14 protein-coding genes are annotated in these 14,348 nt (G+C 45.5%); 2 read left to right on the plus strand and 12 right to left on the minus strand.

Features of this window, described 5'->3' with window-relative positions; genetic code table 11:
* Positions 1-256 precede the first annotated feature (256 nt).
* From CGRAC_RS02245 to CGRAC_RS02270, 6 genes are read right to left on the minus strand one after another with little or no spacing between them, the layout of a single operon-like run.
* The gene (locus CGRAC_RS02245) at positions 257-760 is read right to left on the minus strand and encodes a flavodoxin family protein (protein ID WP_005869519.1); all 504 of its coding nucleotides are present in this window, start codon (positions 758-760) and stop codon (positions 257-259) included.
* The gene (locus tag CGRAC_RS02250; RefSeq protein ID WP_005869517.1) at positions 757-1,974 is read right to left on the minus strand and encodes a radical SAM protein; all 1,218 of its coding nucleotides are present in this window, start codon (positions 1,972-1,974) and stop codon (positions 757-759) included. The genes CGRAC_RS02245 and CGRAC_RS02250 overlap by 4 nt, the downstream gene beginning before the upstream one ends.
* A complete protein-coding gene (locus CGRAC_RS02255) occupies positions 1,975-2,757 on the minus strand; it encodes an ABC transporter substrate-binding protein (protein WP_050346291.1) in 783 nt (260 codons plus the stop codon).
* On the minus strand, positions 2,754-3,527 hold the full coding sequence (locus tag CGRAC_RS02260; RefSeq protein ID WP_005869514.1) for an ABC transporter ATP-binding protein: 774 nt from the start codon (positions 3,525-3,527) through the stop codon (positions 2,754-2,756). Before CGRAC_RS02260 ends, CGRAC_RS02255 begins: the two co-directional genes overlap by 4 nt.
* A complete protein-coding gene (locus tag CGRAC_RS02265; RefSeq protein ID WP_005869513.1) occupies positions 3,524-4,492 on the minus strand; it encodes a FecCD family ABC transporter permease in 969 nt (322 codons plus the stop codon). Before CGRAC_RS02265 ends, CGRAC_RS02260 begins: the two co-directional genes overlap by 4 nt.
* Positions 4,489-4,677: a hypothetical protein gene (locus CGRAC_RS02270; protein WP_005869510.1), complete on the minus strand. Its 189-nt coding sequence runs from the start codon at positions 4,675-4,677 to the stop codon at positions 4,489-4,491. Before CGRAC_RS02270 ends, CGRAC_RS02265 begins: the two co-directional genes overlap by 4 nt.
* 371 nt (positions 4,678-5,048) lie before the next feature.
* Between CGRAC_RS02270 and CGRAC_RS02275 the strand changes: the two genes are divergently transcribed.
* Both CGRAC_RS02275 and kcuS read left to right on the plus strand, forming a co-directional pair.
* The gene (locus CGRAC_RS02275; protein ID WP_005869507.1) at positions 5,049-7,130 is read left to right on the plus strand and encodes a carbon starvation CstA family protein; all 2,082 of its coding nucleotides are present in this window, start codon (positions 5,049-5,051) and stop codon (positions 7,128-7,130) included.
* Positions 7,117-7,332, plus strand: coding sequence for a KCU-star family selenoprotein (gene kcuS / locus CGRAC_RS02280; RefSeq protein ID WP_005869506.1), 216 nt, complete (start codon positions 7,117-7,119; stop codon positions 7,330-7,332). Before CGRAC_RS02275 ends, kcuS begins: the two co-directional genes overlap by 14 nt.
* A 375-nt stretch (positions 7,333-7,707) precedes the next feature.
* Here the strand turns inward: kcuS and CGRAC_RS02285 are convergent, their stop codons facing one another.
* From CGRAC_RS02285 to CGRAC_RS02310, 6 genes are all read right to left on the minus strand, one after another.
* Complete coding sequence (locus CGRAC_RS02285; RefSeq protein ID WP_005869502.1) at positions 7,708-8,946, minus strand: WD40 repeat domain-containing protein; 1,239 nt, start codon at positions 8,944-8,946, stop codon at positions 7,708-7,710.
* Positions 8,947-9,299: 353 nt separating this feature from the next.
* Positions 9,300-9,434: a hypothetical protein gene (locus tag CGRAC_RS12680; protein WP_256640061.1), complete on the minus strand. Its 135-nt coding sequence runs from the start codon at positions 9,432-9,434 to the stop codon at positions 9,300-9,302.
* Between the two features lie 104 nt (positions 9,435-9,538).
* On the minus strand, positions 9,539-11,608 hold the full coding sequence (locus tag CGRAC_RS02295) for a DEAD/DEAH box helicase (protein WP_005869500.1): 2,070 nt from the start codon (positions 11,606-11,608) through the stop codon (positions 9,539-9,541).
* Positions 11,608-12,531 (minus strand): HamA C-terminal domain-containing protein, encoded by a 924-nt coding sequence (locus CGRAC_RS02300; protein ID WP_005869499.1) that lies wholly within the window; start codon positions 12,529-12,531, stop codon positions 11,608-11,610. Before CGRAC_RS02300 ends, CGRAC_RS02295 begins: the two co-directional genes overlap by 1 nt.
* 20 nt (positions 12,532-12,551) lie before the next feature.
* Positions 12,552-14,087, minus strand: a complete 1,536-nt coding sequence (gene guaA / locus CGRAC_RS02305; protein WP_005869498.1) for a glutamine-hydrolyzing GMP synthase — start codon at positions 14,085-14,087, stop codon at positions 12,552-12,554.
* A 54-nt stretch (positions 14,088-14,141) separates the two neighbouring features.
* Positions 14,142-14,339 carry an LptM family lipoprotein gene (locus CGRAC_RS02310; RefSeq protein WP_005869497.1) on the minus strand — a complete coding sequence of 66 codons (198 nt, stop codon included), beginning with the start codon at positions 14,337-14,339 and terminating at the stop codon, positions 14,142-14,144.
* Positions 14,340-14,348 lie beyond the last annotated feature (9 nt).

The following is a 14,348-nucleotide window of genomic DNA, read 5'->3' on the forward strand; positions in this document are numbered from 1 at the left end:
TTCGCCCCTCAGAGCGCGCATTAGCGGCGCAAAGTCGGAGGCATTATTTGATATGTTGTGCGTGAGATAAAATTTATCATCTAAATTCCAAAGAAAGACCGGTGTCCGTGGCGGCGGATTTGCTTGTAGGAATAAAATTCGTCGTTCAAATTTAGCAAAGATAAAATTTTAAATCGCGTAAATCGCAGGAGAGAGGGCGGGTAATGATTTGATTTTGTTCGCGTCGCGCAGCGGTTTGCGCGGCTTGTTTTAAAATTTATTCTATCCCCGCGAATGCTGCCTTTGCATCCGCCAGATCCTTCTCGTCGGGGTGTTTCGCAGCCTCCGCCCAGCGCGCAAGTCGCTCGGGAGTGATAAGATGGGGCGAGTTGCCGCTAGAGGCCATTTTGCGCATCGTTTCAAGCAGATTCGGATCGATCGCGCCCTGGCAGGCAAACTCCCTTATAATCTCGTTGCCGTTTGCTTTAAGCCCCTCTTCAAAGGTATCCAGGCACTTGCGCGAATGCTCGCCGTCCGGCTCCGCGCCCAGCGTCATGAAAACGCCAAGCTTCTTGCCGTGAATCTTGCGTATAAAGCGCGTAAATTTCGCCTCAGCCTCGCCCTTATCGACGTAAAAGCCCAAGGCTATAAAGTCGTAGTCATCGACCTCGCCTTCAAAGTCGCGGAAATTTAGGCTCTTGCAACCTAGTTGCTCGGCGATCGCGTCGCCTACCTTTTTCGTGTTGCCCGTTTGCGAGGTGTAAAGCACGATTTTTTTCATACAAAATCCTTTTTCATAATGTTTGCTATCTCTTCGTTGATGTTGTTACCCCAAAAAATTCCATCCAAGTTTAAGACCGATTTTTCATCCTTAAGCTCCAAAAGCCCCCAGCTCTCAAATTCTTTTAGTTTCTGCAGCGCTTCGTCATAAATGCTCGCGCTTAGGGCCTCTTTTAGCTCGTTTAAGCTTACGATCGGGTATTGAAACAGATTGCTTAGCACGCCATATTTTGCTTCGCGCTCATCGATTCGCGAGATCATCTTGTGTCCCGAAACGCCGTAAATTCCGAAGCCCGCTACGTGTCCGCCCGCGCCGTTGCCGATAGGCAGGATATCCGTGCCCTTGTGGCTTAGCTTGATGTAGCCGTAGTTGTCGCGCCCTTTGCGAGCAAGCTTGGTAAGCTCCAAAACCTCGAAATTATCGCTTCCGATAAGTAGTGCGCCCGCGAAAGCGTGGTGCAGCTTCTTATCAATCTCTAGATCGTAGTAGGATTTGTCGATCTTTTTGTATAGCTCCGAGCCCTCGAAAAACATCAGCGAGTAAAAGCTGGCGCTATCAAGTCCTAGCTCATCTACGTAGCGCGCGTCCTCTAGTGCTTCCTCCACGCTTTCGTTCGGGAAGTTGTAGATGATGTCGCAGCAGAGCATGCCGTCAAATTTTTCTCTAAGATCCTTTAGCCGCTCGATTGCGCGAGCGGGCTTATGCACGCGGTTTAGAAGCGCGCGCCCCTGTCTGCTGAAGGTCTGCACGCCGATGCTAAAGCGGTTTACGCCGAAGCTCTGCAGGGAGAGCGCTTTTTGCAGGTCTAAATTATGCAGCGTGGTCTCTACGCTGATCTCGCAGTCATCCGCAATCTTAAAATTTTTATGCAGCGCGCCCAGAACCTTTTCGAAGTGCGTCTCGCTAAAGACGCTCGGCGTGCCGCCGCCGAAGTAGATGCTTTTGATCTTTTTGGTGTCGAAGTAGGGCATCTCGCCGTAGTCTTTGATCTGGCGGATCAAAAATTTAGCGTATTCGTCCAGCTCGTCGCCGAGTTTGGAGCGCATCATCGAACAAAACGAGCAGATATTATCGCAAAACGGCACATGCAGATAGATCACGCAGTCGCTGTCTTTTGCGGGCTGCTCCAGCGCGTCAAACAGCTCGTTTTCGCTCGCGGAGACGCTCTCGAAGAGTTTGGAGCGGTGGTGGGATTTAATGCGTTCTTTAAACATCTATTTCGTTGCCTCCGCGTAAATTTCATCCACCGTCTCGCCGATCTGCGGGCTTCCGCGCAAGATAAGCGTCGGGGCCTTTAAAATTTTGCCCGATTTTACCGCTTTGGTATTTCTAAGGATCGGATTTGCTTTTAAAAAATCCTCCGTCTCACCGCCCACGACGACGATTATATCGGGGTTTTGCTCCAAGATATATTCGGCAGATACCGAAGGCGTGCTGCCTTTTAGGCCGTCTGCGATATTTTTGGCGCCGAAGCGAGCGAAAATGTCGCCGATGAGGGTTTTGTCATTGAAAGCCATCGTAGCGTTTGAGCCGAAAAATAGCGCTACTTTTTTGCCGCGAAGAGCGGGTTTGTCTGCAAAAATTCCATCCATCTGAGCGCAAATTTTATCCGCCTCGCCCTCCTTTTTTACGATAGCTGCGACCTTCTTTACGTTTTGGCAGATATCTGCGGTGGAGTTTGCATCCATCGCAAGGCTCTTAAGTCCTAGCTTTTTTAGATTCTCGCTAACGCCTGCGGAGTGAAAGCTCGTAATAACCAGATCGGGCTTGAGCTCGACGATTTTTTCTAGATTGGGCTTTACGTAGGTGCCTACGCTCGGTAGTTTCGCGGTTTCCGCCTCTGGACGGATCTTGCTCATCGAGGTAGTCGAGATCGCAGCGATCTGATCCTGCGCGCCCAAAGCGTAGATGATCTCGACTGCGGCGGGATCAAGTACGACTAGACCTTTAGCGAATACAAAGCTCGCCGAGAGCAAAGCTATAAGAATCTTTTTCATAATTTCTCCTTTTGCGGTAAGATAAATTTAGTTCCTAAATTTTCGACTATCAGGGCGTCAAAGCCGTAAATTTCTTTTATGATCTGCGGCGTAAAAAGCTCGCTCGCACTGCCGCGATATCTCACCGCGCCGTCTTTTAGCATAAAAATTTCATCGCAAAATAGCGAGGCTAAATTTAGATCGTGCAGCACGATGACGCTCGTTAAATTTAAAGAGCGCGTCAGGTTTTCGCAGATGCTCATCGCCTCGATGGCGTAGTTCATATCTAGCGCGCCCGTGGGCTCATCGAGCAGTAAAATTTCAGGCTCGCTGACGAGCGCTCTAGCAAGCAACACGCGCCCAAATTCGCCGCCGCTTAGCTCAAATGCACTACGCTCTAGGAATTTTTTCACGTCCAAAAGCTCTGCCATTTGCTCCACTTTAGCGTGATCGCTCGCATCATAGCCGCTAAAGGCGCTTTTTAATCGGCAAAATCTACCCGCAAGCAAAATTTCTTTCACGCTAAGCGGCGCGGCGAGGGCCGTTTTTTGCGGTACGAAGCCGATGAGCGCCGCAAGCTCTTTTAGGCCGTATTCGCTCGCCCTTTTGCCGTTTATTTCGATGATCCCGCTTGCAGGCTTTAAAATTTGCAATATATTTTTTAGCAAAGTGCTCTTGCCGCAGCCATTAGGGCCCAAAATCCCGTAAAATTTACCCCGTTCTAAATTCAGACATACGTCTTGCAGGATCGCCCGCTTGCCGTAGCTGAAGTTTAGCTCGCTTACTTTCATGCGTGCTTCCTAAAAGCGAGGTATAGGAAAAATGGCGCGCCGAAAAAGGAGGTCACCACGCCGATCGGAATTTCTACCGGCGATAGGATGTTTTTAGCTATGACGTCGCAAAACAAAAGAAAAAGCCCGCCCGTAAGCGCGCTAGCCGGGATCAACACGGCGTTGCTAGACGTGCGAAGCGCCATGCGAAGCGTGTGCGGAATGATAAGCCCCACGAAGCCTATCATCCCCGTAAATGCGACCGAAAAGCCGATGATGAGCGAGGAGACGATGAGCAGGCTTTTTTTGGACTTCTCGACGTTGAGCCCCAATGACTTCGCCTCCTCATCGCCGTTTAAAATGATATTTAGCTCGTGACGCTTCGCGTAAAAATACGCCATGCAAAACAGCAGCGGCGGTAGCAAAAGCGCGATCTTATACCAATTCGCCCCGCCTAGATAGCCCATCATCCACGCCGTAATCCTAAAGCTATCCTCTCCGATTAGATAGACCGCAAAGGAGGTAAATGCGCCTAAAAACGACGATACGGCGATACCTACGATCAGTAGCGTCGAGATCGAGCGGGTGTGGGCGGCGAGCTTAAAGATCACGATCGACAGCGCGCTTGCGCTTAAAAACGCGAAAATTCCGTAAAAAACGTCGCTAAGCCCCAGCAGATAGGCTATGACTGCGCCAAAAGTCGCTGCCGAGGCGATGCCGATGATGTATGGGTCTGCAAGCGGGTTTAAAAACACGCTTTGCACTACCACCCCCGAAGTTGCCAGCAGCGCGCCCACTAAGATGCCCATTACTAGGCGCGGCAGGCGCATTTGCAGCAAGATGAGCTGCTTGGTCTCGTCTATCTCGCCGAAGGTGAAAAATTTTGCGATGTCACCCAGCGAAATGCTCGCCCCACCGCTGCTAACGGCTACTAAAGCAAGCAATATGAAAGCTGCAATTAGAAAGAGATAAAATTTAAAGCTCATAGCCCACCAAGCGAACTATACGCGCAGATTTCGTCGCGGCGGATATTTTTAAAATTTAAGCGGTGCCAGGAATTTATGCGCGCGGAATTTATGAAATTTTCACGGCCGGCGCCATCATTTTTGCAGCTTGCATAGCTTTTGATATCAGCACGAAAAAGTACGTAGCCGCACACCTGATCCGGCATAAATTTCCTCCTAAAAGTATTCGCGATTTTTATTAAGAAATTAAAATCGTTATCATGGGATTTTATCGCTTGATTTCTTAAACCGCGATAAATTCCGTAATGACTAGGAGCGTGGAGTTAAATTTAGGGCGATTAAATGTTAAAATTTCACGCGTCGCCAAGCCGTCTATTTAAATTTGAAATTCAAAATTTTGGCGCTAAATTTCAATGCCGAAAGAGCTCTTTTTAATTTCGCGATTCAGCTTTAAATTATAAAAACGCCGATAAAATACGCACTAAATTTTATTTAACGAGCCCCGCTTTAAAGGCGCAAGCCGTTTGTTAAACGACGAATTGCGCCAAAGCCGCTCGTTAAGCTTTAAGGAGTGAGCATGAAATTTTGGCAAAAGATCCTTTGGGCGGCGGTCGCCGTCATAGGGGCGTGGTGTTTCGGCGTACTTGCGCTAAATAAGGGCGAGAGTATCAGCGCCGTCTGGCTCGTAATAGCCAGCGCGTGCATCTATCTGATCGGATACACCTTCTACGGGCGCTTTATCGCGTATCGCGTCTTTGAACTCGATGATCGTCGCGCAACTCCTGCGGTGATCCGAAACGACGGACGCGATTACGTCCCTACGAACAAATACGTCCTTTTTGGCCACCATTTCGCCGCTATCGCAGGCGCCGGACCGCTCGTAGGTCCCGTAGTGGCCGCACAGATGGGCTATCTGCCCGGCACTATTTGGCTTTTGGTAGGCGTCGTGCTTGCAGGCGCGGTGCATGATTTCATCGTGCTCGTGCTATCCACGCGACGCGGCGGCAAGAGCCTAGGCGAGATGATAAAAGAGGAGATGGGTAAGCTCACGGGCGGCATCGCGATGATCGGAATTTTTTTCATCATGCTGATCATCGTGGCGATTTTGGCGATGGTCGTCGTAAAGGCGCTCGCAAACTCGCCGTGGGGGCTTTTTACGATCGCGATGACTATACCGATCGCCATATTTATGGGAATTTACATGAGGTTTTTGCGCCCGGGCAAGGTCAGCGAGGCATCGATCATCGGCTTTGTTTTGTTGATGCTTGCGCTTTGGGGCGGGCATTACGTCTCGATCGATCCGTACTGGCACGACGTTTTTTCGCTAAAGGGCGAGACGCTCGCGCTTCTTACGATCGGCTACGGCTTTATCGCGGCGATTTTGCCCGTGTGGCTGCTGCTTGCGCCGCGCGATTATCTAAGTACCTTCCTTAAGCTCGGCGTCATCATCGGCATGGCGGTCGCGATAATCTTTGTCGCGCCCGAGCTTAAAATGCCCGCTACGACAAAATTTATCGACGGTACGGGTCCCGTTTTTGCAGGTCCGATATTTCCGTTTTTATTTATCACGATCGCATGCGGCGCGATTTCGGGCTTTCACGCGCTGATCTCCAGCGGCACGACGCCGAAGATGCTCGAGCGCGAAACCCACGCTCTTTTCATCGGCTACGGCTCGATGCTTATGGAGAGCCTCGTGGGCGTAATGGCGCTCGTAGCGGCGTGCATCCTAAGCCCGGGCGAATACTTCGCTATCAACTCACCCGCCGCGGTACTGGGCAAAGACGCGGTAAGCGCTGCGGCGTATATAAACTCTATCGGATTTAGCATTACGCCTGAGCAGATCGGAGCCTTGGCTTCAAACGTCGGCGAAACCACGATGATGAGCCGCACGGGCGGCGCTCCTACCTTTGCGATGGGGCTAACGATGCTTCTGCATCAGATCATCGGCGGCAAGGAGCTGATGGCGTTTTGGTACCATTTCGCGATTTTGTTTGAGGCGCTGTTTATTCTGACCGCAGTCGATGCGGGCACGCGCACCGGGCGCTTTATGGTGCAAGAAATTTTAGGCAACGTTTATAAGCCATTCTCCGATACTAAAAATTCCCTCTACGGCATCATCGCGACGGTGATCTGCGTGGCGGGCTGGGGCTATCTGCTTTACAGCGGCGTTACCGATCCTATGGGCGGAATTTACACGCTGTGGCCGCTTTTCGGTGCGTCCAATCAGATGCTCGCGGGCATCGCGCTGCTGCTTGCGACGGTGGTGCTTTTTAAAATGGGCAAGCAAAAATACGCCTTCGTCACGATCGCTCCTGCGATTTGGGTGCTTATAACCACGCTTTATGCGACGATCTTAAAGCTGATGCCGGCTAACGGCGAGCGCGTGCACGACGCGGTAAGCCACGTGGCTATCGCGCAAAATACCGCCGCCAAGCTCGCTAGCCTGAGCGATCCCGCGGCGATCGAAAAGGCACAGGCTATCATCAGAAATAACGTCATCGACGCCGTGCTATGCGCTCTTTTCGTCGTCGTTACGATCATAGTCATCGCCCAAACGATCCGAATGTGCCTTAAAATTTCAAAAGGCGGCGCGAACGAGGGGTATTTCAAACTGGCAGAAAGCGAGCACATAGATAGGGGCGTTTATGAAAAAGTTTAAATTTAATCCGCTCGCAGCCCCAAGGGCCGTGGCGAGGTTTTTGGCGCGCGCGGATGCCGCGCTTGCGCCACTCATCGGGCTCGGCGATTACGAGGGCTACCTGCGCCATTTCAGAAGCGCTCATCCTGACGAAGTCCCGCTAAGCAGGGCGGAATTTTTCCGCGCGATGCAAGATAGCAAGGCAAAAAACGTCAAGTGCTGATAGCGGCGAAAGGGCGCGGTCGCGCCATACAAATCGTTGTTGATCTGAAATTTTAAATTTGATATGGTGCGGGCGTGCGAGTCATGAAATTTATCCGGTTGCTCGGGATAAAATTTCGCGCATGCCTCTTAAGAGCGCTTTAAATTTGCTTGCACTTAGGGCGTTAAGATTTATACTTGCCGTTGCGCTGTACTCATCGCTAGCCGCGACGCTTTGCAACGACCTCGCCTGCATTTCGTAGAATTTTTAAACGGGTATTTCCGCGCCTTGGTAGAATTCTATATAAAATTTTTTTAGCAAACCTGCCTTAATTAAAGGCGTGAAATCATAGCTGCAAATTTTAAATCAGGAATATGGGTGTGCTTGGACCATGGCTTAGATCTCATAGCAGGTTAAAATTTGCTCCGCGTCCTCGTCGTAAGCGTTATCGACTAGTACGAGATCGCGGGTGCATTCGGGCGTATGTTGCCGCCATTCATTTTTCTCCGGCATGCGGTGCGCATACATTTCGTCTTTGCCTGGCGCGCGACGAGCAGATCTCTTATTTTCGTCGCGGCGGCCGCCCTCGGACGTAAAATTTTGCTCGGCAAATGCGCCCTTCTGCTTCGCTTCGTATTTTGTGCTCGCAGCCCGGCAAGAAGCAGCCGCAACGACGCCTAAAATTCTCGCGCCTTTTTGTTTAAATTTATGCGTCAAAATAGGCTTTGTCGCGAGATATCGGGCGGGATCATTTTGTTCAAATTTATCCATCGCTTCGCACCTGGATTTACTCGCCTCGCCCTGAGTAAATTCGCCCGAGCCGCCGTTCTCGAAGCCGCCCGCTTCGCTACGCATGAGATTAAGAATCCTCAGCTCATTCAGCTCGTTTATAAAGTGCCCGCGCCAGCCGTCTGATTCATCCGCCGCAAGCTCGAATTTATCGAAATCAAAGTCCAGCTTCACGCGGAATTTAACGTTAAAATTCGCGTCCGTAAAAACAAGCTCGTTAGCACCCTCTATTTCGCCGTTTTCGCCCGCTTCGCCCACGCGAATGCAGTATCCGCCGCCCGCGCGCTGCACCTGCGTCATAGGGCAAGCTTTAGCGATGATTTTAAGCTCGCAACTGCTCAAATTTAGGCGGTAAATTTGACCCGAGCGCGTAAAAATCAAGAAATTTAGCTCATCCTGCTTAAAAATCTCCGCGCAGCCCTTTAATCGCTTTCGCGTGCCCGCCTGCGTCTTAAAATCGTAAATAAAAAGCGTGTCATCGGTCGCCGTAATAGCCTTTTTATCGCCGTCCTTGCTACTTAGCGCGATAAAGTTGCCGTATTTTAGCACGCCCTTTTTGTGCTTTGAGATGAGCGCGAGATCCGCGGCGTTAAATTTATAAATCGTGTCAATAAAGCCCAAAACTACGAGCGTGCGGCCGTCATCGTCAAAGGTCGCGGCACGGGTAAAATCGCGGAAAGGCGCGCTAGCTAGCTGCTCGCCGCTTGCAAGCGAAAATTTTCTAAGCTTCATCTGCTTTTGCTCGTCGTTATCGCCTGCGTAAAATGCGCGATCGCCCTTTATCAGGATGTTTTCGCCGATATCGCGAAGTCTGTTTTGAAGCCTACTTTGCCATAAAATTTTCATCGGTCGCTCCTTTTGTTTGTGCGCAAAGAACACAGCGCGATTTATCGCTTTTAATTTGCGCTAGCGGTTTTATCGGCGCGCATGCTAATACTTGAATTATTGCTTTTAAATTTACACTATTTGCGCGGCGCTCGCTACCGATTTAATCGACATTTGAGCCGTGCTTTGCGGGCAAATTTATCCGCATAAATTTCGATCGTTTACGTAGTTTATTCTCTTTAATTAATTCACGGCCATGCACCGATAGGTGGTTGAATTTCTATGTCGCACAGATTTTGTGGGCAGCATATTTTAAATTTAAAGCAATTGCGCTATATTTATCTGACATCTCTTACCGATACTTTTGTTCCGCGCTAATCAGATCTTGCACTTGGCATCGTTAAAGGCAAACACCTCAACGTGAGTGTTTCCGCAATCAAAAATCTCTTGCTAACGACGCTTTTTGCGATCACTTTCATATCGGCGTTTAGATTGTAAATTTTACTCATTTTCTTCCTTTTGTAAATTTGCGCGTCATTGTAGCTAAAGTTTTCAAGCGATTTGTTGATAGGGGTTATCTTTTTTTTAAAAACCAATGATAAAAAATGACAAATCATAATTTCTTTAATATGTCAACCTCATATGTACTTAAATCAATTTTTTCAAAATTCTTTTTCACATATTCAATAATATTGTTATTGGGCATATCTTTAAACTTTTTTAACGCGGAGGCGGGAACTCCAAAATCTAAAAGTATACTTAACTTATTATCCACTCCTTCATGTTCCAGAATAGAAATAAATGCAGAATAATTAGCAGCTTGTTTGCCATTGAGATAATTTACAATGCTTTCTAATACACTAAGCCTTTTAGGTATTTCGAATTTGGCTTGATTTCTGATAAAACCAAATACTTTTGAAACAGATAAGTTAATGATACTCTCTTCATTCTTACCTCGATTGGCATCTAGCGTATGCTGATACTTAATCTCATTACTTATAATAGAGTGCAAATTTCCACCCCGGATTATTTGATGGCATTTTTGAGCTAAGAATTTATAACTATCTCCTTTATTGCCTTCCAATAAATGATCTACTATACATAATGTACGAGATAATGTTTTATAAGTAGGAATTGGTGCATCCCAGCTCAATTGATTCAATATCTTTTTTCTACCCTTTAAGCAATTATAAAGGTGCTTTTGCTTTTCAATACTATAATAGTTCGATTTAAAAATTTGCAATAAATCTGCAGGTAAATCTTTAATTAATTCTTCATATATTCTTCTCTTTTGGTCTTTTATATCTTCATTATTTAGATTAATTAAAATTTCACTCTGCAGACTATCATCTTGAGTAACTATGGGAACATCTATATTTTCCATCTCTTGCCTTGGAGGATCATCAAAACAATATACTTTTCCAGTATAGTATTTCATCATTCTTCCAGCACGCCCCTTGATATTATTAAAATCAAAATAAGTCAGCTTGCTTGTGCCTTTGCGCATATCATATATGATAATATTTTTTGCGACAGTGTTTACACCCTCTATTAATGAGGTAGTTGCAAATAATATATTTATTTTATTGTTATTAAAATAGTCGAGTTGAGCATTAACAATATGCCTAGGATATTGACCGTTATGTAAACCTATACCTTTTTGTAAGTATTTTTTTAAATTCCATTTTACGGAAACGTTTTCATCAATCCATTCAAAAATTGGGAAAGTATTTTCTGTGCCTTTTTTATTATCTCTAATAAATTCATTTGACAATTCTTCTGCTTGAGCAGGGGATTTAACATAAACTATAGTAGGCTCACTTAAACTATTTAATAGCCCAAACAGCTTCATTTTCCTTTCTTCCTTGGAACTACAGCTTATTTTTTCCAATTCTTGTCTTACTAATGAATACTCCGTTTTAAAGAAATTTAGACTATATTTTTTAATAAAATCATTATCAACGCTATCTACCGATGGAGTCAATAATATTAATTGCGGATTTCTAAACATTACTTTGTAAAATGCAATGTTTAATTGGCTGACTCTATCGTCGTGTTTATGGTTTGATATTTTATAAAATTCATCAACTATAAATAAATCTATATTGTTAATTTTGGGTAAAATATCTAAAACTCGCTCACTGGTTAAAATAAACAAGTTGTTTGTTTCATTTATATCCTGGCTTGTATTAACCACGATATTATAAAAATCTTGATAATTTTGGAGCTTTTTTCTAGTTTCATCAATTAGTGCCAATGTCGGCTGAATAATTAATATATTGCTATATTTTTTTCTTGCTACAAATTCTTGTATTAGTAAGCTTTTACCAAAACTAGTAGGTGCGGAGATAAGTAAATTTTGTCTATTTGAGATTTTTTCCTCTAATACCTTCTGCCAGTAGTGAAACGCTACTCTATTATTTTCAAAATCGTTTATAAATTTAGATTTGTGGTACTCGCACCTAACTAATGCAGCAGTATTAAGCAATTCATTTTTATCTTTTAAATATGGATAAAAACCAAAACTTTCAATTAAATCAATAAAAACAGGTCTTATATTTTCATTAACGTACTTCCAGTTTTCTAAGACCAAGATCAGGCTATCCATATCTTCATTGGCCGAAATTTCTTTGGCTATTTTAAAACTCTTATTTAAATCTGACAAATCTAAAATTTCAAACATTAATTTTGCTCTTTTTTTAATTTTTCGTGTAGCTGCTTTACTAGCTTAAATTTACTTTCTACCGGAAACAAAAATAAATTTATTTTAAGTCTATATTTATTGCCAAAATCTTTAATTTTTTGATCAAATTTTTTTCTAGTATCTTTTGCAAATTTCTCCAATATATCTTTAAAATCGTTATGCGTATTTCCTGAATCGTTAAATTTAAAATTGTCTAAAATTTTACTATCAAATAGTGCAAAAAAGCAAGCATTTATATTTGATAGTCTTTGTATAAAAGTACTAGATTTAATTAATTTCCTTATTTCATCACTCACTTCTTTATCGTCATAATAATCGCTTAATCTATTATTGATGATTGCAAATTCAGAATCAAAAAAATTAACATTAAAATGCCCAAATAAATCATTAGCCAGATCCTGTAATGCATTTGATAGGCTTTTATAAAATTTACTCTCACCTATCCAGAGTTCATTCTTCTCTTTGTCATAATGAACCGCATCAAAACCATGAACCATTCCGCTTGGACTATCTTTAAAATATATTTTGGATATAAGTTGTGGTTTATTAAATTGTCTTTCCAGTAAATAATATAGTATAAGCTCTCCAAATTCGCCACGCTTTAAATATTTATCTTCTGCATCCTCATCTGCCGATATGAAATATTCGTTAGCTTCTTTAATCTCTTTAACTTTATAAAGCAACTCCATGCCGTCCCTAGTAGCTTTTCTAGGACTAGATTCCGATGAAATCTTTAAAGCTCTTTTTTTACCGAGTGCAAAGAATGGAATTTCATTAAAAATTTCCTCATTCCACTCATCTATTTTTTGATATACCCGTCCTTCATCGTTTATATCAAAAACGATATGAAAGCAATACGTTTTAATGCTTTCATACTCATACTTACTTGTTAGATATTTCAAAATTTAAGCCTGACCAAATTTTACTCCCATTCTATCGTCGCAGGCGGTTTGCTCGAGATGTCGTAAACTACGCGGTTGATGCCGGGCACTTCGTTTATGATGCGGCGAGAGACGTTTTCTAGCAGGTCGTACGGCAGGCGCGAGAAGCTAGCCGTCATGCCATCGCTGGCGTCCACTACGCGTATGCACACGGCGTTTTCGTAGGTGCGGTTATCGCCCATGACGCCCACGGAGTGCACGTTTAGCAGTACGCAAAACGCCTGCCACGTTTTGTTGTACCAGCCGCTTGATTTTAGCTCGTCGCGCAGGATTACGTCGGCTTTTCGCAGTAGCTCGAGGCTCGGCGTATTTACTTCGCCCATTATGCGGATCGCAAGGCCCGGGCCGGGGAATGGATGGCGGAAAACGACTTCGCGCGAAAGGCCTAGCTCAAGCCCCAGCTGGCGCACCTCGTCTTTAAAAATTTCGCGCAGAGGCTCGATCAGTTCAAATTTCATATCCTTAGGCAGGCCGCCTACGTTGTGATGGCTTTTAATTGTCTTGCTTGAGCCTGCGACCGAGCTTTCGATGATGTCAGTGTAGAGCGTGCCTTGGGCTAGAAATTTTACGTTTTTGTGTTTTGCTGCTTCTTTGCTGAAAACTTCAATGAAGGTCGCGCCGATGATTTTGCGTTTTTGCTCCGGATCGACCGCCCCTTTTAGTCTGCTTAAAAATAGCTCGCTAGCATCGATCACGTCTAAGCTCACGCCGAGTTTGAGCCTAAACATCTCCTCTACTGCCTTGCGCTCGCCCGTGCGGAGTAGTCCGTTATCGACGAAAACCGCTATTAGGCTCTGCGGCACCGCATGCGCCAAAAGTGCCGCTACGACCGAGCTATCCACGCCGCCGCTTACCGCGCAAAGCACTTTGGCGCTGCCTACGCGCTCTTTTATTTTGATCATCTGCTCTTTGGCGAAGCTGCCCATGTTCCAAGTGCTGGTTATTCCGCAGATCTCTTTGGCAAAATTTTTTAAAATTCTATCGCCAAACTCGCTGTGACAAACCTCGGGGTGAAACTGTAGCGCATAAATTTTACGAATCTCGTCGCCGAATACGCACCACTCACTCTCGTCCGAGCTTGCCATCACCTCAAAGCCCGCCGGCAGGCTTTCGACCTTGTCTGAGTGACTCATCCAGACAGTAGAGTTATCCTCTACGCCGCCAAATAGCTTGCTAGCGCGAAGCAGTTTCAAAGAGGCTTTGCCATACTCTTTTTTACCCGCAGGCACGACGCTAGCGCCAAATTTATGCGCGATGAGCTGCATGCCGTAGCAGATACCTAAAATTGGAATTCCAAGCTCAAAAATTCTATCGTCGCAAAAATACGCATCCTTGGCGTAAACGCTAGCGGGTCCGCCGCTTAAAATAAGACCTTTGGGGTTTTTCGCTTTTATCTTATCGATCGGCGCGTCGTATGCGATCAGCTCGGTGTAAACGCCTTGCTCGCGCAAGCGCCTAGCGATCAGCTGGGTGTATTGAGAGCCGAAGTCCAGCACTAAAATGTCTGCTGTTTGCATGAAATTCCTTTGTAAAAATTTTTAAAAGTATAACAAAGCAAAGCTAAAAGTAGGCTATTTATCGCGTAAAATTCTAACGCTGCCTTTATCGCTGCTTGTGCTATTAGCGTCCGCATTTTGGGCGGTAGCGCTAGAGCTCCCATCGTCGTCGGAATAAAACGGCGGTGCTTTGTATCCGCAGCCGCTAAGCAAAACTAAGATAAAAAATGCTAAAATCCGTCTATGGAAAATGCAAGAGAAATAATCGCTCATATCAGAAAA

Origin of the sequence: Campylobacter gracilis (assembly GCF_001190745.1) — a bacterium.
GTDB classification, from domain to species: domain Bacteria; phylum Campylobacterota; class Campylobacteria; order Campylobacterales; family Campylobacteraceae; genus Campylobacter_B; species Campylobacter_B gracilis.